This window comes from Tateyamaria armeniaca, assembly GCF_045797845.1.
GTDB lineage: Bacteria > Pseudomonadota > Alphaproteobacteria > Rhodobacterales > Rhodobacteraceae > Tateyamaria > Tateyamaria armeniaca.
Genome location: NZ_JBHDIY010000002.1, coordinates 4,058,662 through 4,077,186 on the forward strand (window position 1 = coordinate 4,058,662; position 18,525 = coordinate 4,077,186).

Annotated in this window: 17 protein-coding genes, 1 tRNA gene and 1 pseudogene; 5 read left to right on the top strand and 14 right to left on the bottom strand. The window is 59.9% G+C overall.

The window, feature by feature from the left end; translation table 11 throughout:
• Positions 1-101: 101 nt before the first annotated feature.
• The gene (locus tag ACERZ8_RS20580; protein ID WP_407594058.1) at positions 102-611 is read left to right on the top strand and encodes a MarR family winged helix-turn-helix transcriptional regulator; all 510 of its coding nucleotides are present in this window, start codon (positions 102-104) and stop codon (positions 609-611) included.
• Positions 608-2,260 (top strand): sulfatase-like hydrolase/transferase, encoded by a 1,653-nt coding sequence (locus ACERZ8_RS20585; RefSeq protein WP_407594059.1) that lies wholly within the window; start codon positions 608-610, stop codon positions 2,258-2,260. Before ACERZ8_RS20580 ends, ACERZ8_RS20585 begins: the two co-directional genes overlap by 4 nt.
• Before the next feature lie 7 nt (positions 2,261-2,267).
• Here ACERZ8_RS20585 and ACERZ8_RS20590 read toward each other — a convergent pair whose 3' ends face one another.
• The 13 genes from ACERZ8_RS20590 to ACERZ8_RS20650 all read right to left on the bottom strand — a co-directional run bounded on the left by ACERZ8_RS20590 (position 2,268) and on the right by ACERZ8_RS20650 (position 15,763).
• Positions 2,268-3,065, bottom strand: a complete 798-nt coding sequence (locus ACERZ8_RS20590) for a hypothetical protein (protein ID WP_407594060.1) — start codon at positions 3,063-3,065, stop codon at positions 2,268-2,270.
• Between the two features lie 3 nt (positions 3,066-3,068).
• Positions 3,069-3,992, bottom strand: a complete 924-nt coding sequence (locus ACERZ8_RS20595) for a hypothetical protein (protein ID WP_407594061.1) — start codon at positions 3,990-3,992, stop codon at positions 3,069-3,071.
• Between the two features lie 297 nt (positions 3,993-4,289).
• Positions 4,290-5,345: an ABC transporter ATP-binding protein gene (locus ACERZ8_RS20600; protein WP_407594063.1), complete on the bottom strand. Its 1,056-nt coding sequence runs from the start codon at positions 5,343-5,345 to the stop codon at positions 4,290-4,292.
• Positions 5,346-5,348: 3 nt separating this feature from the next.
• Complete coding sequence (ugpE, locus tag ACERZ8_RS20605) at positions 5,349-6,185, bottom strand: sn-glycerol-3-phosphate ABC transporter permease UgpE (protein WP_407594328.1); 837 nt, start codon at positions 6,183-6,185, stop codon at positions 5,349-5,351.
• A gap of 20 nt (positions 6,186-6,205) precedes the next feature.
• The gene (gene ugpA / locus ACERZ8_RS20610) at positions 6,206-7,087 is read right to left on the bottom strand and encodes a sn-glycerol-3-phosphate ABC transporter permease UgpA (RefSeq protein ID WP_407594064.1); all 882 of its coding nucleotides are present in this window, start codon (positions 7,085-7,087) and stop codon (positions 6,206-6,208) included.
• A 60-nt stretch (positions 7,088-7,147) separates the two neighbouring features.
• Positions 7,148-8,461: a sn-glycerol-3-phosphate ABC transporter substrate-binding protein UgpB gene (gene ugpB, locus ACERZ8_RS20615; RefSeq protein ID WP_407594066.1), complete on the bottom strand. Its 1,314-nt coding sequence runs from the start codon at positions 8,459-8,461 to the stop codon at positions 7,148-7,150.
• A gap of 137 nt (positions 8,462-8,598) precedes the next feature.
• The gene (locus ACERZ8_RS20620; protein WP_407594067.1) at positions 8,599-9,882 is read right to left on the bottom strand and encodes a TRAP transporter large permease; all 1,284 of its coding nucleotides are present in this window, start codon (positions 9,880-9,882) and stop codon (positions 8,599-8,601) included.
• A complete protein-coding gene (locus ACERZ8_RS20625) occupies positions 9,879-10,427 on the bottom strand; it encodes a TRAP transporter small permease subunit (protein WP_407594068.1) in 549 nt (182 codons plus the stop codon). The genes ACERZ8_RS20620 and ACERZ8_RS20625 overlap by 4 nt, the downstream gene beginning before the upstream one ends.
• A gap of 26 nt (positions 10,428-10,453) precedes the next feature.
• On the bottom strand, positions 10,454-11,485 hold the full coding sequence (locus tag ACERZ8_RS20630) for a TRAP transporter substrate-binding protein (protein ID WP_407594069.1): 1,032 nt from the start codon (positions 11,483-11,485) through the stop codon (positions 10,454-10,456).
• A complete protein-coding gene (locus ACERZ8_RS20635) occupies positions 11,482-12,330 on the bottom strand; it encodes a putative hydro-lyase (RefSeq protein ID WP_407594071.1) in 849 nt (282 codons plus the stop codon). The genes ACERZ8_RS20630 and ACERZ8_RS20635 overlap by 4 nt, the downstream gene beginning before the upstream one ends.
• Positions 12,331-12,423: 93 nt before the next feature.
• Entirely contained in the window at positions 12,424-13,302 is an 879-nt protein-coding gene (locus ACERZ8_RS20640; RefSeq protein WP_407594073.1) for a LysR family transcriptional regulator, read from the bottom strand.
• A gap of 184 nt (positions 13,303-13,486) precedes the next feature.
• Positions 13,487-14,620, bottom strand: coding sequence for an aldo/keto reductase (locus ACERZ8_RS20645; RefSeq protein WP_407594074.1), 1,134 nt, complete (start codon positions 14,618-14,620; stop codon positions 13,487-13,489).
• A 246-nt stretch (positions 14,621-14,866) separates the two neighbouring features.
• Entirely contained in the window at positions 14,867-15,763 is an 897-nt protein-coding gene (locus ACERZ8_RS20650; RefSeq protein ID WP_407594075.1) for a LysR family transcriptional regulator, read from the bottom strand.
• 104 nt (positions 15,764-15,867) lie between these two features.
• On the opposite strand from ACERZ8_RS20650, the pseudogene ACERZ8_RS20655 reads away from it, so the two are divergent.
• The 3 genes and pseudogenes from ACERZ8_RS20655 to ACERZ8_RS20665 all read left to right on the top strand — a co-directional run.
• Positions 15,868-16,272 (top strand): annotated as a pseudogene (locus ACERZ8_RS20655) (EamA family transporter); the annotation flags it as partial.
• Between the two features lie 130 nt (positions 16,273-16,402).
• Positions 16,403-16,783: a hypothetical protein gene (locus ACERZ8_RS20660; protein ID WP_407594339.1), complete on the top strand. Its 381-nt coding sequence runs from the start codon at positions 16,403-16,405 to the stop codon at positions 16,781-16,783.
• A 35-nt stretch (positions 16,784-16,818) separates the two neighbouring features.
• Positions 16,819-18,159, top strand: coding sequence for an adenylate/guanylate cyclase domain-containing protein (locus tag ACERZ8_RS20665; RefSeq protein WP_407594329.1), 1,341 nt, complete (start codon positions 16,819-16,821; stop codon positions 18,157-18,159).
• Positions 18,160-18,397: 238 nt separating this feature from the next.
• On the opposite strand, the gene ACERZ8_RS20670 is transcribed toward ACERZ8_RS20665, so the two are convergent.
• Positions 18,398-18,487, bottom strand: a tRNA-Ser gene (locus ACERZ8_RS20670).
• Positions 18,488-18,525 lie beyond the last annotated feature (38 nt).

Sequence of the window (18,525 nt, forward strand, 5' to 3'; positions counted from 1 at the left end):
GCCCCGCAGTCGCAGGGGTCTTGGGGGAAACCTTGCAGACATTATATGACTTGTCACGCAATTTTATTCAGTGTCTAGTATCGACCAAAGGACAACGCGGCATGACAAAGCACTCCCAACCGCAGCAAGACCGGATAGATCAGCGCCGCGCATACGAGGCACGCAATCCGTTCTCTCGGGTGGATTCGGCCTATGCCGCGTCGCGCCAGCAGAGCATGCGCATTCTGCAACAGACAGCGGGCCTCACGACCGTGGAATGGCGCGTCCTGTGGGATCTGCATGCCGCTGGCCCGATGAGCATCCGCGACCTTGCCCATATCCAGCGCACCGATCACTCCCTTCTCAGCCGGGCGTTGCCCGCGATGGAGCGTAAGGGCCTTGTGCGCCTGACACGCGGGTCAAAGGACGCGCGGCAGGTCGTTGTGGAATTGGACACAGCCGGGCGCGCGGCATACACCGCCGCCGCCCCCTACATGAAACGGCGGCGGGATGCGTTGCGGGCCACCTTTACGGACTCCGAAACAGAAACCTTCGTCGATCTGCTTGAGCGGTTCGAAGAGTTCCTGCGCCAACCCATCGACACGATTCTTCAACCGGAGCTGACAGAATGACCAACCGCCCCAATGTCCTCTGGATCATGGCCGACCAATTGCGGTTCGACTACCTTAGCTGTTACGGGCATCCGCATCTGCACACACCAAACATTGACGCGCTGGCGGCACGCGGGGTCAGGTTCACCAACACCTATGTGCAGTCCCCCGTCTGCGGGCCTTCGCGTATGTCTGCCTATACGGGGCGCTACGTGCGCAGCCACGGCTCGACCTGGAACGGGATGCCCATGCGGGTGGGCGAGCCAACGCTGGGGGATCATCTGCGCGACGCAGGTGCGCGCGCGGTGCTGGTCGGCAAGACCCACATGGTCGCTGACAAGGTCGGCATGGACTGGCTGGGCATTGATCCGGCAAGCGAGATTGGCGTGCGTGTCGCGCAATGCGGCTTTGAACCTTTTGATCGCGACGACGGCCTGCACCCCAACAGTTCCCGCCAGCAATGGTCAGCCTATGACGACTACCTCGTCTCCCTTGGCTACACATCCGACAACCCGTGGGAGGATTTTGCAAACTCAGGCTATGACAAGGACGGCAAGCTGGTCTCGGGCTGGCTGCTGGAAAACTCGCAGCTTGAAGCGAACATACCCGAGGAACATTCCGAAACCGCCTATATGACGAACCGCGCCATGGAGTTCATGGAAGGCGCGATCGACGGCGATGCCCCGTGGCTGTGTCACCTCAGTTATATCAAGCCGCACTGGCCCTATATCGTGCCCGCCCCCTATCACGACATGTACGGGCCCGAACACGTGATCGACCCGATCCGATCAGAGTCTGAGAAAGAGACGGATCACCCGCTGTTGCGCGCCTACCAGAACATGCGGGTCAGCCGAAGCTTTGCCCGCGATCATGTGCGCGAGCACGTCATCCCCGCCTATATGGGGCTGATTAAGCAGCTTGATGACAACCTCGGGCGTCTGTTCAAATGGATGGATGACAAGGGGCTGAGCGACAACACGATCATCGCCTTCACCTCGGATCACGGCGACTACATGGGTGACCACTGGCTGGGGGATAAGGATTTTTATCACGAAAGTGCGGCCAAGGTGCCGCTGATCATCGCCGACCCAAGGCCCGAGGCGGACGCGACGCGCGGCACCGACAATGCCGCACTGATCGAGATGATCGACCTTGCCCCCACTTTCATGACGGCGCTTGGATGTGCACCCAAACCTGAAGTGGTCGAGGGACGTGACCTTACGCCCTTGCTGCATGCAGGCGATGGATTTTACCGGCGCTACGCGATCAGCGAACATGACTATTCCAGCTTTGAAATGGCGCGCGTGCTGAACGTCGCGCAGCAGGATGCGTTCACCAAGATGATCTTTGACGGGCGCTGGAAATACATCCACTGCGAAGGGTTCGAACCGATCCTCTTCGATCTGGAAACCGACCCGGAAGAGGTCAACGATCACGGTCAGTCTGATGAACCCGAACACGTTGCGGTGCGCGTCCGGATGAAAGACGCGCTGCTGGCATGGTCACTGCGCCATCACACACGGGTCACGGCGACCCGGCAGGTTCTGGACAGTCAGACCAAGGCGACCGAAACCGGCATTCTGATCGGGTTCTGGGACGAAGATGAATACGAAGCTACGGCGGGCAAGCCGTTTTCAAGTCTCGTCGCTGCCGGGCCACCGCAAGGGTAGATCAGGCTCAGGACGAGGCGCTGACCCGCGCCGCTGTGGTAACCGACACACGGGCCGTCAGCGCGGCAACCGAACTGCGTTCCAGGACCATCGGCCCGTCAAGGCCAGCCAGCGGAAAGATGATCCACGTGTCTTTGTCCGCATTTGTCATGACCGTGAGTGGCTCGGCCTCCTGCACCGCATTGCCCGCACAGTAAAGCACGCTCAGCACACCGGCGGTCGACGGCGCTGCAAAGGCATCCGCCGCAGACCCGGCATCAGGGTCGGACAGACCCAGCTTGACCATGGCCGCAACCACATCGTCGCGCCGCGATCCGGCAGAGCCATGCAGCGTGGCCAGGGTCTTGTGATCAGTCTCGATGCGGGCTTCAGCCTCAAGCCGATCCAGCGTTGCACCGACAAAGGCCGCACAGGCACCAGCTGCGGCTGTGAAATCTGCATAGCGGGTCATCTCGAACATCCCGTCGCCGCGCTGGATCAGGCCGACAAAATCGCTTCCCGACACATGTACGGTCAGCCTCTGCACGTCATCGCCAGCCTTGCGCTCGCTGGTTAGCACGATGGTGGGGTTCACAAGGGCCAGAACGGCTGCCGTCATCTCGTCGGTAAAGTTCAGACCTTGGTCGGGGTCACCAAAAAGACGCCCGGAGGCCTGCAACCGCTCACCGCCCTCCTTGACCCACTCGGACATGGCGTCCGGGTCGTCCGGCAAGAACGGCGCATCGCCCCACCCGATGATGTTGGACACCTTGGCATAGGCAAAGGCATAGGCCAGTTCCGAGGGATGAATGTGGATGGGGGCCATGGATCACTTCCAGATGAATTTTGACATCGCGTCGAGCTTGTCCTTGGTCTCTTTCGGCGTGTCGGGACCAAGGGTGCTTTCGGGATCGCGGGTTTGCTTTGTGGCGTCTTGTGCCTTGTCGACAGCATCTTCAATGGCTTGGGAGGTGTCCAGCACCTCCTCGGCGGTGTCCTCTTGGGGTTCGAAATCCTGATCCTTTTTGCCCCGGAAGAAATCAAGCATGTTGTCGATGGTCGAGGCAACCGCGTCACGCACCGTCTTCAGGCCCTTTTCCAAGGCTATAACAGCGGCCGCGGTTTTTTTGACCACACCATCGCCTGAGGTCTTCTCAACCCAGTATGGAATTCCGTCAAACTGCCCCGCTATCGGCCAACTTGCCGGAATAATCTGAACTTTGTCGTCCAGATAGTGATACCCGGGACCCTGATCATGAAAGTTTTGCAAATACCCGGCGGCATCATGGACCGTGCCGTGCAGGGCAATCGGGTTATCCGGGTCCAGACTCACCGCCAGATTGCCCGGTCCGACCAGACCGCCCGTGGGGCTCAGCAGCGCACCGAACACCTCGTGAATGCCAAAGGCATCGCCCAGCACTTTGCCACACATCAACTGCGCTCGCGATCCCATGAAATCCCCGTGCATGAATTCTGACAGACCCTCGGCCTCTTTGCCTGCAATTGCCTGCTGCTGTTTGCGCAGGATCAGGAACCGGCCATAATCAACGGCCAGTTGGTCTGCGGTCGGAGGGCTGCCGACTTCTTCCTCAAGCCTTTTCATTACCTTCATGCGGTCATCGTTGGAAACACCGGCGGCCACTAGTTTCATCGCCGCATTGAGCCCCATCGTCCCTTCGCCCTTGAACTTGGTCTTGCGCAAAGCCTCCATATTGTCGTTGCTGAACAAGGCCTTCACGTCCGTCTTGGTCAAGTCCTTTGTGGCAAGCTCTTCTGGTGTCAGCTTGTTTAGGGCCTCGTTCTCAGCCGCGCTGACCGGGGCGCAACACCCCAAATGCACTTTCAAAAATTCACTTTGCCGATCTGATAGTTTTGGCAAAAAGGTCTCCGACGCAAAGGCTTAACGTAACAGTTTAATTCAGCCACCTAAAAGCAACATCCACAAAAGCGCAACGGTTTTGACTTGTAAAACACGTGCTGCGCGCCGGTTCTTACCGCGGTGGTTCCCTTGTGGCGAAGGCGGGCACAGCCCGTGCGTCTGGCCCACGCGTCAGCTGCTGCGGCGCAATCCGGTGTCCGTGTCAAACAAATGCGCCTGCCCCGGCTGGATGGAAAACCGCATGTGGTGGCCGCGGTCCTGCAGCGTGTGCACCCCTTGCAGGCTGGCCGTAAAATCCAGAGGCGCGCCTTGCAGCTTGCCGTGAAACAGCGTGTTTGCGCCCAGCGGTTCGGTCATTTGGACAGTGACCTGCAATGGCCCCTCTTGATCGAGCGACAGATGCTCTGGCCGGACACCGAGTTTGACCGGACCATCCGGACCTGTCGCGTCGGCGACGGGCGATCCGGCCAGCAGCACCTTGCCGCCCGCCACTTCGGCGTCGATGATGTTCATCGCCGGGCTGCCGATGAATTGCGCAGCAAAAAGAGTGCGCGGGGTTTCATAGACTTCGAGCGGCGTGCCGATCTGTTCAGCGACACCGCCGTTCATCACGATCATGCGGTCGGCCATGGTCATCGCCTCGACCTGATCGTGGGTGACATAAAGCGATGTGATCCCCAGCTTGGATTGCAGTTCCTTGATCTCAAGGCGCATCTGCACGCGCAGCTTGGCATCGAGGTTGGACAGGGGTTCGTCAAACAGGAACACCGCTGGTTCGCGCACAATTGCACGCCCCATCGCGACACGCTGGCGCTGACCACCTGACAGTTGCTTGGGCTTGCGGTCCAACAGTGCTTCGAGTTGCAAAAGCTTGGCAGCTTCCTCGACCTTGGCGTCGATCTGATCCTTGGGCAGCTTGGCGATCTTGAGGCCATAACCCATGTTCTGACGCACCGACATGTGCGGATAAAGCGCGTAGTTCTGGAACACCATCGCAATGTCACGGTCCATGGGTTCAAGGTCATTGGCGCGCGTCCCGCCGATGATCACGTCGCCCGCGCTGACTGTTTCCAACCCCGCAACCATCCGCAACAGCGTGGACTTGCCACAGCCCGACGGGCCGACAATGACGATGAATTCACCGTCCTCGATCTCGGTACTGATCCCGTGGATCACATCCGTGGGGCCAAAGCTTTTCTTGACATCTTGAAGGGTGACGGTCGCCATATTCTATTTCTCACTGTCCACGAGGCCGCGGATAAACAGCCGTTGCATGCCGACCACGACAATCACCGGGGGGATCATCGCAAGGATCGAAGTGGCCATGATCACGGGCCAGTCGGCGACATCATCGCCCGACGGGAACATCTGTTTGATGCCCATGACGATGGTGTTCATTTCAGGGTCCGTCGTGATCAAGAGCGGCCAAAGGTACTGGTTCCAGCCATAGATGAACAGGATCACGAACAGGGCGGCGACATTTGTGCGGCTCATCGGCACGACGATGTCCCAGAAGAACCGCATGGGGCTGGCCCCATCCACGCGCGCTGCTTCGGCCAATTCATCCGGGATGGTGAGAAAGAACTGGCGGAACAGGAACGTCGCCGTCGCCGATGCGATCAGCGGAAAGATCAGGCCCGAATAGCTGTTGAGCATACCAAAGCCCGCGACGACCTCGTACGTGGGCACGATCCGCACTTCGACCGGCAGCATCAGCGTGAGGAAGATCATCCAGAAGAAGATGTTGCGCCCCGGAAAGCGGAAATAGACGATGGCAAAGGCCGACAGGAGCGAAATGACAATCTTGCCCACGGCAATGCCAATGGCCATGACGAGGCTATTGAGCAGCATCGTCGACACCGGCACGTTCACACCGGAAAACAGCGCAGCCGAATAGTTTTCCCAGAACTGGTCCCCGGGCCAGAGCGGCATCGGTGGGCGCACGATTTCGGGCTGCGTCACAGTCGAGGCGACAAAGGCCAGCCAGATCGGAAAGAAGATCACCAGCACCCCGAGGATCATGAACACATGCGTCAACCACAGGCCCGATCCGCGCTTTTCCACCATCCCATGCACTTCGTTTGCCATCAGTAATGCACCCGTTTTTCAATGAACTTGAACTGGATGATGGTCAGCAACCCGACCACGATCAGCAGAATGACCGACTGGGCAGAGGATGAGCCAAGGTCCTGGCCCACAAACCCGTCCGAGAACACCTTATATACAAGGATGGTGGTGGATTGCTGCGGACCCCCTGCCGTGATGGTGTGGATCACGCCGAAGGTCTCAAAGAAGGAATAGACGACGTTCACGACCAGCAGAAAGAAGGTCGTGGGCGACAAAAGCGGCAGCACAATGGTCCAGAACCGTTTCCAAAAGCGCGCGCCGTCGATCGCGGCGGCCTCAATGACCGAGCGTGGTACGGCCTGTAACGCGGCAAAGAAGAACAGGAAGTTGTAGCTGATCCGGCCCCAGGCCGAGGCGACGACGACAAGGCCCATCGCCTCGCCCCCGTTCAACACGTGGTTCCAGTCATAGCCCAGGTTGCCCAGATACCATGACACGACGCCCACGCGGGTGTTGAACATGAACAGCCACAGCACGCCCGCCACGGCAGGGGCCACGGCATAGGGCCAGATCAATAGCGTGCGGTAGACGCCGGACCCCTTGATCAGCCGGTCGGCGATGACCGCCAGAAACAGCGCGGGGATCATGGAACAGAGGGTGACGAGGATCGAGAATATCGCCGTGGTCACAAATGACGCGCGATAGAACCGGTCGCTCAGCAGGAATTCGAAATTGCCAAAGCCGACAAACTGGGCCGACAGGCCGAAGGGGTCGGGTATGAACAGCGATTGCCAAATCGCCTGCCCCGCCGGATAGAAGAAAAACACAGCCGAGATGATGACCTGCGGCGCAATCAGCAAAGCAGGCAACAGCCATCCGCGAAACGTCACGCGTTTTTCCAAGCCATTGTCCCCCTTTGTATTGGAAAAGGGCAGGCCCGTATCAGGCCTGCCCTCAGGTATTTAGCGGTTGGCCGCTTCGAACCGGCGCAGCAATGCGTCGCCGCGTTCCTTGGCGCTGTCCATCGCTTCTTGGGCGGACTTGTCACCAGCCCAGATCGCTTCCAGCTCTTCGTCGATGATCCCGCGGATCTGGTCGAACGAGCCAAGGCGCAGACCCTTGGAATTGGCCGTGGGTTCCTTGGCCGTCATCTGGATCACCGCGATGTCGGTGCCGGGGTTCTGTTCATAGAAACCCGCCTCGCGCGTGGCGACGCCCGCCTCTGCCGTGATGGGCAGATAGCCTGTGTTCTGGTGCCACGAGGCCTGCACGTCCGAAGTCGACAGGAAGCTCAGGAACTCGCCCACGCCTTTGTATTCGGCATCCTCATGTCCCGACATAACCCACAGCGACGCACCACCGATGATGGTGTTTTGTGGCGCATTGCCGACCCCTTCCCAATAGGGCAGCGGACGCACGTCAAAATCAAACTCGGCTTCCGAGCTGATCCCGGCATAGCCTGCCGAGCTTTCGGTGAAGAGCGCGCATTCGCCAGCGCGGAAGTTGGCGCCACCCTCGTTGCGCCGACCGGTGTAGATGAACTTGCCATCAGCGGCCCACTCACCCATGGCCGTCAGATGCGCCACCTGTGCCGGGCCGTTGAGCATCAACTCAGTGTCCAGACCGGCAAAGCCATTGTCCTGGCTGGCAAAGGGCACGTCATGATAGGCCGAGAAGTTTTCGAGGTGGATCCAGCTTTGCCATGCGGTGACAAGGCCACATTCCTCGCCGCCCGCTTTCAGCGCATCCAGCGTCTCACCGACTTTCTGCCATGTGGACAGGTCCGTGTCGGGATCGACGCCCGCCGCTTCCATGGCGTCACGGTTCACCCACAGAACGGGCGTGGACGAATTGAAAGGCAGTGACAGCATCTGGCCATCGGTCGAGGTGTAGTACCCTTTGACCGCACCGATATAGGCATCCGGATCAAAGGAAGCGCCGCTTTGCTCCATCACTTCGTAGACTGGTTTGATCGCGCCGCCGGCGGCCATCATGGTCGCGGTGCCCACTTCGAACACCATCAGGATGTGTGGCTGTTCACCTGCACGGAACGCGGCGATGCCTGCGTTCAACGTCTCGGAATAGTTGCCCTTGTGGCTTTCGACGACGGTGTATTCGTCCTGGCTTGCGTTGAATTCCTCAACTTGCGCCTTGACCAGATCGCCCAGACGGCCCGTGAACGCGTGCCAGAATTGCACTTCGGTTTCGGCGGATGCGGCCACGGGTGACAGCAAAGCAGTTGATGCGGCGAGAACGCCGATTAAGGTCTTTTTCATAGTTCCTCCCAGGCACCGGAGTGGTGCATGTTGTGTGATGCGACGTACGCACATCTTTGTGACAACACGACAACGATACACCCGCGATTGGAGAATACAAGAACGCGCACGTACCCGCGCGGTGCGGCGCCCCTGCCCTATTGCAGGAACGTCGGCAGGAACAGCGCTATGGCGGGGAAAGCAATCAGCAGGAAGGCCATGGCCAGCATCGTTAGACAATACGGCAATGCGCCCAGCATGACCTCGTTCAGGCTGCCCGATTTGCGCGCCCCCTGCACGACATAAAGGTTCAGACCGACCGGCGGCGTGATCAGCGCCATCTCGATCAAAACGATCATGAGGATGCCGAACCAGATCACATCGTAGCCCTGCGCCACAACCAGCGGCACGATGATCGGGATCGTCACAACCATCAGCGACAGCGTTTCGATAAAAAACCCAAGCACGATGTACAGCACCACGACCACGAGGATGGTCTTGAGCGGCGTAAGGCCCAAGCCCGTCATGAATTCAGTCAATTCGCGCCCCAGACCCGCCGAGGCGAGGGTAAAGTTGAGGAACGACGCACCGATCACGATCAGCATGATCATCGAGGTGATCTTGACCGTCCCTGTCAGGCTTTGCGTCAGCATGTCCCAGGACACGCCGCCAAAGGCCAGCGCGATCAGAAAGGCACCAGCCACCCCGACAGCCGCCGCCTCAGTCGGTGTCGCCCAGCCCAGATAGATGGATCCGACGATCAGCCCAAACAGGATCAGGATCGGGATCAGGTCAATCAGCGCGCGCAGCATTTGCGGGAAAGGAAACGTGCGCCGCACGCCGCCCAGATCGGGGCGGATGACGCAGATCAGGACTGTAACAGCCATAAAGGCCAGCGCCAGTGCGATGCCCGGGATGAGGCCCGCCAGAAACAGTTGAGGGATCGAGGATTGGGTGAGGAAGCCGTAGACGATCAGGTTGATCGACGGCGGAATCATAATGCCAAGCGTGCCTCCGGCTGCGATTGCGCCGGAAAACAGCTTGGGGTCATAGCCCAGTCTTTCAGCCTGCGGCATGGCGACCGTGGCCACCGTCGCCGCGGTCGCAACCGAAGACCCGGACGTGGCCGAAAACATGGTGGCGGTCGCGACATTGGCGTGTACCAACCCGCCGGGCAACCACGACACCCAGCGATCAAGGGCGGCGTAGGTGCGCGTGGCGACGCCGCTGCGTACTAGGATTTCACCCAGCAGGACAAAGAATGGGATCGCGATCAGCGTGGCGGAATTGGAGGACGACCAAACCATGTTCCCCAGACCGCGGGTCAGCGGGAAACTGGAGAACCATGTATCAACGCCAAACCCCAAAAGGAAAAGCACGATGCCAACGGGAATGGACAGCGCCAGCAACCCCAGCAAGCCGACAGAGATGAAACCGATCATTGCAGCATCTCCTGCTCGGCAAAGGCACCGGCGATGGTTTCGGTATCGCTGTATCTGCGTTTCACCAGCAGGCTGAGCGCAGCAACGGTGGTGAGTGTGGACATGACGGCGAACCAGACCCAGCCGGCGAACCATGGCAGTTGCACCAGTGCCAGCGGCGTTTCCAGCGGTGTGTTGGCGCGCGATCCGTTGGTCAAAGAGCGTTCAACCACCGGCCAAGCCTTGATTGCGATAGTGATGACGACGCCCGTCATCACGATCATCGAAAACACGTCAAACAGTGCCTTGCCGAAACTCTGAAACCGGGTGCGCAGCAGATCGATGCGCACATGGCCCAGTTCCAGCAGTGTAAAGGACATCCCCCAAGAGGTCGCGAGCGCCATGGCGTATCCCGCGATCTCTTCTGTTCCGCCAAGGGACGTGCCGATCTGGCGCATGATGATATCGGTCAGCACAAAGGCCGCACAGCCGAGCAAGCCAAAGCCGACGCACAGCGCGACACCCCGGTTCAGGGCCCGCAGGCGTTTTATCATCACAAGTTCCATATCAACACGTCCCCTATCGGTTGCGTTCAGTTGATGGTCACGCCAACAACGGCACCCACACTGTCATTCCAACGCTGCGCCCAGTCTCCACCAGCGCGCTCGGCCCATTCGGGCAGCACTTCGCTGGTCAGGATCTCGCGGGCACGGTCGAAGTCCGCATCGCTCACATCGACAAGGGTCATGCTGCGCGCATCACCCGATGGGCAGTCGCCGTTGCCGGTGAGGCAGGCGATATCGTTGACCAATGCGTTTTGCGCACTGTCCCACGCAGGCGTTTCAAAACCGCTCGCAATTTCGGCAGTGATCAGGGCCTGATTGTCCGCGCTGAGGCTGTTCCATTTGTCCAGATTCATCGCCGTCACGACCGAATCCCAGCCACCCAACGGGATCGGCAGCAAATGCGTCGACACTTCCCACCAGCCCGCGCTGTAGCCCGACCCGGCACCGGTGACGGCACAGTCAACGACGCCGTTTTGCAAGGCACCAGGGACTTCGGCAAAGGACACGTTCACGCCTTCGGCCCCCAAGGCTTCAAGCAGTTTGGCGGTCATCCGACCGGAGGCACGTACCTTCAGCCCTTCGAGGTCGGACAGCTGCGCAATCTCGTGGTTGCAGAAGACAACCTGCGGCGGGTACGGCGCGATGGCCAGAACGTGCGAATTGAACCGGTCGCGATAGATGTCGGCCACCATTGGGCGGGCCGCATCGACCATCGCGCGCGCCTCATCAGCCGTCAAGGCGAGCAGCGGGACATCGAGCCCCTCAAGTTCAGGCGCGTCGGCCACGGCATAATCCGCCACGGTCATCGCCACGTCGTAAACGCCCTGCCCCAGCAGCGGATAGATGTCGCCGAGGCCAAGGCTCATCTGGTTGTGCGTTGTCAGTTCGACATTGATGCTGCCCCCGGACGCGGCGGGCAATGTCTCGCTCCAGAACGGCGCTTCGTACTGGTTGTGCAATGGCAGGCTGGACCAACTGCCAACAACCGAAATGTCTTCGGCCAGAGCAGGTGCGGCAAGGGCGGTGCTTGCGATCAGCAGTGAAAGGGTCTTTTTCATGAGGTCGTCTCCTTGTTGGTTCTTGTGTTGGTCAGAATTGTTGTCTCGGCGTCTTCCGCGACATCGGCGATCAGCATGTGACCGGGCGCGTGCGTGATGCAGATCGGCAAAGCGGCTTGCAGCAGGACGTTTTGCGGGGTCACGCCGCAGGCCCAATAGACGGGGACTTCGCCCGACCTGATCTCGACCGCGTCGCCCCAGTCGGGGCTTGCGAGGTCTGCAATCCCGATCTGGGCAGGATCACCCACCGCAATCGGTGCGCCGTGGGCTTGCGGATAACGTCGGCTGATTTCCTTGGCCTGATCAACCAGATGTGCAGGGATGGGCCGCATCGTCACGACCATATCACCGCTGAAAATCCCCGCAGGCGCGAGTGCGATGTTTGAGCGATACATCGGGACGTTTTTACCTGTTTCGAGATGGCGCACAGGCACGCCATTGCGCACCAGTGCGTTTTCAAAGGTGAAAGAACAGCCCAGCGCGACTGTCACAAGGTCATCCGCCCAGTCGCCCGATATGTCGGTGACCTCGTCCGTCAATCGCCCGTCCCGAAAGACACGGTATCGCGGCACGTCCGTGCGAATGTCGATGTCATGGCCCAATGTCGGCAATGTCGGATCACCGCTGTCGCCCACCCCGACCAAGGGGCAGGGTTTGGGATTGCGCTGGCAAAATCGCAGAAAGTCGAGGGCATAACGCTCGGGCAGGATGGCGAGGTTGCATTGCAGCTTTCCCGCGGCCAAGCCCGCCGTATGGCCGTCATAACGCCCACTGCGGATCGCGGAACGCACCTGCACGGCACTTTCGGCGACGAGGTCCGCGTGCGAAACCCGTGTGATGGTCATGTGACAGCCCCCGTTCTATTGCAGAACAATCTCACGTAGGGGCAGTTTCACGCAAATTATCATTTTAGATCGATAGTGATAGAAATCTTGAATTCAGCTTGGATGAATCCGGTCCCATTTCACTGCCACGTCCCGCGCCATCTCTGCACTGTTCTCGACAAGGAAACTGCGCGGCTCTGACAGGTATGAGGCCGTAAAAGCAAGCGGGTTGGGCCGGAATCCGGGATCGAATTCAACGATCCGCCCGGCTTCGAGATAGTCATTGGCGAGCGCGCGCGGATAGGGGCCAACCGCAATGCCCGCCGCAATCATCTTGAGGCTCGCCGAGAGCGAGGCCGACGCATAGACACGCAATCCCGGCCCGACGCGCCGGGACAGTTCGGCCATCAACTCGCGATAGGGGCGCGTCTGGCTGGAATAGGAAATCACCGGTATCCGGCCCAAGTCCGTTTCCGAGTTCGTGGTGGATCGGTACCAGTGCAGATCAAAGGGCGGCAGGTCCAGATTCTCGACCGTGAATTCGGACACCGGCCCCATCAGCAAGGCCATGTCCAACCTGCGTTCCAGCAACGCGGCACGCAGGTTCAGCGAAATATCGACAGTCAGGTCGACATTCACGCGCGGATATTGAGCGCTGAAGGCCTCAAGAAATTCCGGCAACCACGCCTGTGCGATGGTTTCCGAGGCCCCAACCCGAAACAAGCCCTCGGCCTCGGACGGGTTGGCAACGCGCTGCTTGATCTCTTCTTCGACGAACAGCATCTGCTCGGCATAGGCCAAAAGCAAAGTGCCGTGTTTGGTCAACACCAGATCGCCGGGGCCGCGTTCAAACAAATGCACGCGCAATTCCTGCTCAAGATTGGAGATGCGCGTCGACACTGCGGGTTGAGATAGAAAGAGCCGGTCAGCAGCCCTGCGAAACCCACCAAGCCGCGCCACCCAAAGAAACGTACGTATCTGATCGAATGTCATGGGCCATTCATGGCACAGATCGTATTTGCAGACGATCCATAAACAGAATTGATGAAGGGGGTCAAAGTAGAGTTGACATCATGTCAGCCGGATCAACAGGTCTGCTGCCATCCCAGTCTGGAACGGACAAAGGATGCCACCGCCAGGCGGCAGTGACATCCCCTTGCATCCGACGGGCAGATGGTCAGCCCTGTGCCGGAGCCTCCACATCAGACCATTCCGCGACCATGGGCGGCATCCGCGCACCCTGCACGTCGATGGCGGCGACCTGGGCATTCAGTTCAGCCAGCTCAGCCTGTGAAAAGCTGACGTCGCGCGCTGCGTTGTTTTCCAGCAGATGAGGCATCTGTGTCGTTCCGGGGATCGGCACAATCGACGGGCCCTGCGCCATCAACCACGCCAGCGCGATCTGCCCGGGTGCCGCGTTTTTGCGGGTGGCCCATGCCTTCACCAGCTCAACCAGCGCGAGGTTCGCCTCGCGGTGCTCAGGATCCATACGGGATGTATTTGCGCGGAAATCACCGGGGGCAAAGCTGGTGCCCATGTCAATCGCGCCGGTCAGGAACCCATAGCCCAGCGGGCTGAACGGAACGAACCCGATACCCAGTTCGGCGCACAGTGCCAGCAAGCCATTTTCAGGGCCGCGCCACAACATCGAATACTCGTTCTGAACAGCAGCGACCGGCAATTCGGCGTGCGCGCGGCGCAGGGTGTTGGGCCCCATTTCCGACAGGCCCCAGTGCAGCACTTTTCCTTCATCCATGAGGTCACGCACGGCCCCAGCCACATCCTCGATCGGAACAGTCGGATCGACGCGGTGCTGGTACAAAAGGTCGATCCGGTCGGTCCGCAGGCGTTGCAGCGACCCTTCGACTGCGCGTTTGATGTGGGATGGATCGCTGATCAGGCCCGGCGCCCATTCCCCGGTTTCAAGGTCCACGTTAAAGCCGAACTTGGTCGCGATCTGGATCTGGTCCCGGATGGTGCCGGTGGCTTCACCAAGGATACGCTCGGATTCATGCGGGCCATATACTTCGGCTGTGTCGATAAATGTGACACCCTGATCAACCGCCGTGCGGACGATTTTGTGCATCTCGGCACGGTTCGGGATGGTTGTGTGGAAAGTCCGGCTATGGTTCTGAACTCCGAGGCCGATGGCGGACACCTCAAGCGCGCCCAGCATGCGCCGCCCCTGCGGCGCCGATACAGCGTTGGTCGCCTGAGCGGCAGTGCGCGTGGCGGAAAGGCCACCCAGCGCGAGGGCCGCGGCCCCTGCAGTCAGAATGGAACGGCGGGTTGGGTTGATTGGATCAGTCATTGGATGTCTCCTGAATGTCAGTGGTTGAGGGTCATTTTCCGGAATGCGCGATCAGCCGCGGTGCAACTTGCGCAATGTCGCAGCACAGAGCGGCGCGGCATCTGCATATACAGACGTGGCGGTGATGCCTGTTGATACCGTGGCAGTGTGTGAGCGTTTCATTGATCGGTCTCCATCGCGGTTGGTGTGATGGGACTAATCTGGGGTATGAATCACATAATGAAAAATTCTATGAAGCTATAGTATTCATGCCTTTTTGGCATTTATCCCTTCAACAATCTGCCAAAGCCTTTGCGTCAGCCCCCCGGCAGACTTGCGTGTGACAAACAGAAATTCGATGGGCACCGACAGCCCCTTTACTGCGTGGAACCGCACGTTCTGCGGTGGTCGGTGCATGTTGGCCGAGTTGACAAAGGCACAGCCGACACCCGCCGAGACAAGGCTTAGCATGGTCGTTTCATTTTCAGCCTCCTGCACGATCACGGGGTCAAACCCGATGGCCGTCAGCGCGCGGCCCAACGCGTCGTGATAGGCGGGCGCGACCACGCGCGGGAAGGCGACGATAGGCAGACCGTCAATATCGTCGAGATCCAGTGGTCCATCCTTTTCAAAGTCGAGATCGGCAGAGGCCGCAAGCACCACATTGTCCATGCGCAACGGCAGGATCGACAGCGCATCCGCGACCAGGTTTTCCTGACGGTAGACAAAGGCCGCGTCCAGATCTTCGGCCAGAACCGCGTTGATCTGTTCGACCGATCCCATGGGCACAACGTCAAGGCGCACATCCGGATAGGCACGGGCAAACCGGCTGAGGGCCTGCGGCAGGTGACCGGACCATGACGCGCTTTCCAACAGCCCGATGCGAAGGTGCCCGGCCTCGCCCCTGTCTATCCGCCGTGCCTCGTCCACAGCCGCGTGCGATGCCGCCAGAACCGCACGCGCACGATCTGCAAAGGCGCGACCGGCATCGCTCAGGATGACGCGCCGCCCCTCGCGCACAAGCAGCTCGACACCCAGTTCCGCCTCAAGATCACGGATCTGACGCGACACTGCGGGCTGGGCGATGTTTAGCCGCTCCGCCGCGTGGGTGATGCCCCCATGATCCGCAACGGCCACAAAATATCGCAGGTGGCGCAGCTCCATCACTCATACCTCAGCGCTATCATTCTTTACTCTATTTAGCATTGGTAGGTATCACTCACAAAGCGCATTCTTGTACCGATCTGCAATGGAGACGCGTCATGATGATGAAACAGCACACCGGTCCGGTTCTTGGTCTTCTGACAGTCTTGTGCTGGTCAGGCTATAATGTCGCCGCCAAACACGGGATCGATGCGGGGTTATCGCCGCATGCACTCGCCTTTTTGCGCTTTGCTGTGCCGGGGCTGCTCGTGGTACCCGCGTTGCTTGTTCTGCATGTGCGGGGAAAGACCGTCGGCATCCCGATCCTCCGCCTGATGGCCCTGATCCTGCTGGGCGGGCCATTGTTTGGCCTGGTCGCAGTCAGCGGCTACGTGCACGCCCCCCTGTCACACGGATTGCTGTTCGCCCCAGTGGCGGTGTTCGTCACGGGCAGCTTTCTGGGCCACGTGCTGTTGCAGGAACGCGTGTCAACCAACCGCCTCGCAGGTGCTGCGGTGATGTTCGCAGGCCTTGCAACGCTGGTCGGCCTGGACATGCGTGGCCTCGGTGCGACGTGGGCGCAGGGTGCCGTCCTGTTCATTCTGGCAGGCAGCATGTGGGGTGGATATACGGTGCTGCTGCGCCGGTGGCGGATCTCGAATGATCGAAGGGACGTTGGCCGTGGCCAGCGGGTCAGCCCTCATCGCCCTGCCCCTGCTTGGGCCATATGCAATCGAGGCCATGGGCGCGGCGTCCCAGTCCACTCTGGCTTTGCAGATCGTGATGCAGGGGATCGTCGGCGGCCTGATCAGCGTTGTCGCGCTGATCGGCGCGGTGCGCACACTGCCTGCACAAGTGGCAGCACAGTTGCCAGTCTTCACGCCAGTCGTGGCCCTTGGCCTTGCGTACATTGCGTTCGGCACGATTCCATCCACGGCAGAAATACTGGGTGCGCTGATCATTGCCACCGGCTTTGTGATGAGCTTGGGTGTGTTGAACGCCAGAGGGTTGCCAAGGCCGCGCATCGCCACACGTCACTGACCTGCAACCCGCTTGCGCCGCCAAAGAGAAACCCAATGACCCCAACCGACACCGATCAATTTGCCGCAGAATCGACCGCCCGCCTGATCCGCGCCGAGCAGAAGGGGCTGCGCCTTGCCATCGCCTGCCGCACCGTCGTCACGGGGCTTGCTTTTGCATGGTATGTCGGTGCGCCGTTCCTCTTCTCCGAATTCGAACCGCGCCTTGCAGCCATCGTGGTCCTGCTCATTTTCACGGGCGTCGGTGTTGCGCACCTTGCGGTGATCGGAACACGGTTTGACCGCTGGTGGATGAAATACGCCGTCTATACGCTCGATACGCTGTCGATCTGCGCCTTGTTCGTTCTGATCCCGATCAGCCGCGCGGATGATGTACCACAGATCATCGCCTTTCGCGCATACGGCATCTACTACCTGTTCCCGATGGTTGCGATTTGCTGCCTCAGCCTGTCGTGGCGGCTGGTGATCTGGACGGGCGCGATGTGCATCATCGGCTGGTGGGGCGCCTTCCTGTGGGTGATTTCTGGGATGGAGGAAACGCTGTCCTGGGCCGACATACCACCCGATGCCACGCGGGGCGATTACGAACGCGTTTTCCTGTCCATCGACTTTATCGGGCGGGGCAACAGGATCGAGGAAACGGCCATGCTGATGTTCGCTGCCCTTGCCCTTGCTGTCGCCGTCTACCGGGCACGGGGGGTATTTTTTGCACAAGTCGCCTCGGACATCGAATGGCACCGCGAACGCACCGCCCGCGAAAAAGTAAGCGCGCTGTTCGGCAAATATGTACCTGCCGAAATCGCGAAAAAGCTGATTTCCAATGATGGACCAATGCGCCCGCAACGCACGCCCGGCACCGCCTTGGTTATGGACATCGCCGGGTTCACTGAGTTTTCCGCCGCGCATCCACCCGAACATGTGATCGGCACGCTCGACGCTTTTCTTGCGGACGCAACAGATGACGTGTCAGCGCTGGGTGGGATCGTGATGTCCTACCTGGGTGACGGATTTCTGGTCACGTTCAATGCGCCCATCGCCGTCGAGGACCCGGGCCGCGCAGCGATCCTGACGGCCCAAGCACTCCTTCGCACCGCGCGGCGCCACAACTTTTCCGTTCGGGTCGGAATTGCCAGCGGCGATCTGGTGACGGGCACCATCGGTTCATCCGAACGCCAATCCTTCACCGTCTACGGGGACGCGGTAAACCTCGCCGCGCGACTGGAAAGCCGATGCAAGGACCTTTGCGTGTCCGTACTTGTCGATCAGCAGACGCAAAAGACGTGCGGTATCCCTGAGATGCTGGAAGCTGCAGGGCAGCATTCGATTGATGGTTTGGCAGAGGATGTTGCCGTATTTCGTTTGTCCGCAGAGGTGTGAGAACGCGTTGCGGAGTGGCGTTGAGCACAGCCGCGCGTTCAGTTTTTTTGTTCCACGGACATTTGAGCGCCGTGACGAACTAGCGCCGCAAATTGCAGCAAGTCGTGCGAACAACCCTTTCAACCGCGCACGGTTTATGGCGCATAGTTTTCTGTCTGGTAACTAATTCGCAGAAGGGGTCCGATGCCTTGCCAGCGCCCACGACGGGTTCAAAATGCGGGCGAATTTGTCGGGGTTATGGCGGAGACGAAGGGATTCGAACCCTCGAGACGATTCCTCGCCTACTCCCTTAGCAGGGGAGCGCCTTCGACCACTCGGCCACGTCTCCGCTGATCGGTGTACACCTGCACGCGCACGGGAAACAAG

What these genes read in the sequence shown, in the direction of transcription:
- ACERZ8_RS20580 (WP_407594058.1), top strand. Translation starts at nt 102, where the DNA reads ATGACAAAGCACTCCCAACCGCAGCAAGACCGGATAGATCAGCGCCGC.
- ACERZ8_RS20585 (WP_407594059.1), top strand. Translation starts at nt 608, where the DNA reads ATGACCAACCGCCCCAATGTCCTCTGGATCATGGCCGACCAATTGCGG.
- ACERZ8_RS20590 (WP_407594060.1), bottom strand. Translation starts at nt 3,065, where the DNA reads ATGGCCCCCATCCACATTCATCCCTCGGAACTGGCCTATGCCTTTGCC.
- ACERZ8_RS20600 (WP_407594063.1), bottom strand. Translation starts at nt 5,345, where the DNA reads ATGGCGACCGTCACCCTTCAAGATGTCAAGAAAAGCTTTGGCCCCACG.
- ugpE (WP_407594328.1), bottom strand. Translation starts at nt 6,185, where the DNA reads ATGGTGGAAAAGCGCGGATCGGGCCTGTGGTTGACGCATGTGTTCATG.
- ugpB (WP_407594066.1), bottom strand. Translation starts at nt 8,461, where the DNA reads ATGAAAAAGACCTTAATCGGCGTTCTCGCCGCATCAACTGCTTTGCTG.
- ACERZ8_RS20620 (WP_407594067.1), bottom strand. Translation starts at nt 9,882, where the DNA reads ATGATCGGTTTCATCTCTGTCGGCTTGCTGGGGTTGCTGGCGCTGTCC.
- ACERZ8_RS20625 (WP_407594068.1), bottom strand. Translation starts at nt 10,427, where the DNA reads ATGGAACTTGTGATGATAAAACGCCTGCGGGCCCTGAACCGGGGTGTC.
- ACERZ8_RS20630 (WP_407594069.1), bottom strand. Translation starts at nt 11,485, where the DNA reads ATGAAAAAGACCCTTTCACTGCTGATCGCAAGCACCGCCCTTGCCGCA.
- ACERZ8_RS20635 (WP_407594071.1), bottom strand. Translation starts at nt 12,330, where the DNA reads ATGACCATCACACGGGTTTCGCACGCGGACCTCGTCGCCGAAAGTGCC.
- ACERZ8_RS20640 (WP_407594073.1), bottom strand. Translation starts at nt 13,302, where the DNA reads ATGACATTCGATCAGATACGTACGTTTCTTTGGGTGGCGCGGCTTGGT.
- ACERZ8_RS20645 (WP_407594074.1), bottom strand. Translation starts at nt 14,620, where the DNA reads ATGACTGATCCAATCAACCCAACCCGCCGTTCCATTCTGACTGCAGGG.
- ACERZ8_RS20650 (WP_407594075.1), bottom strand. Translation starts at nt 15,763, where the DNA reads ATGGAGCTGCGCCACCTGCGATATTTTGTGGCCGTTGCGGATCATGGG.
- ACERZ8_RS20660 (WP_407594339.1), top strand. Translation starts at nt 16,403, where the DNA reads ATGATCGAAGGGACGTTGGCCGTGGCCAGCGGGTCAGCCCTCATCGCC.
- ACERZ8_RS20665 (WP_407594329.1), top strand. Translation starts at nt 16,819, where the DNA reads ATGACCCCAACCGACACCGATCAATTTGCCGCAGAATCGACCGCCCGC.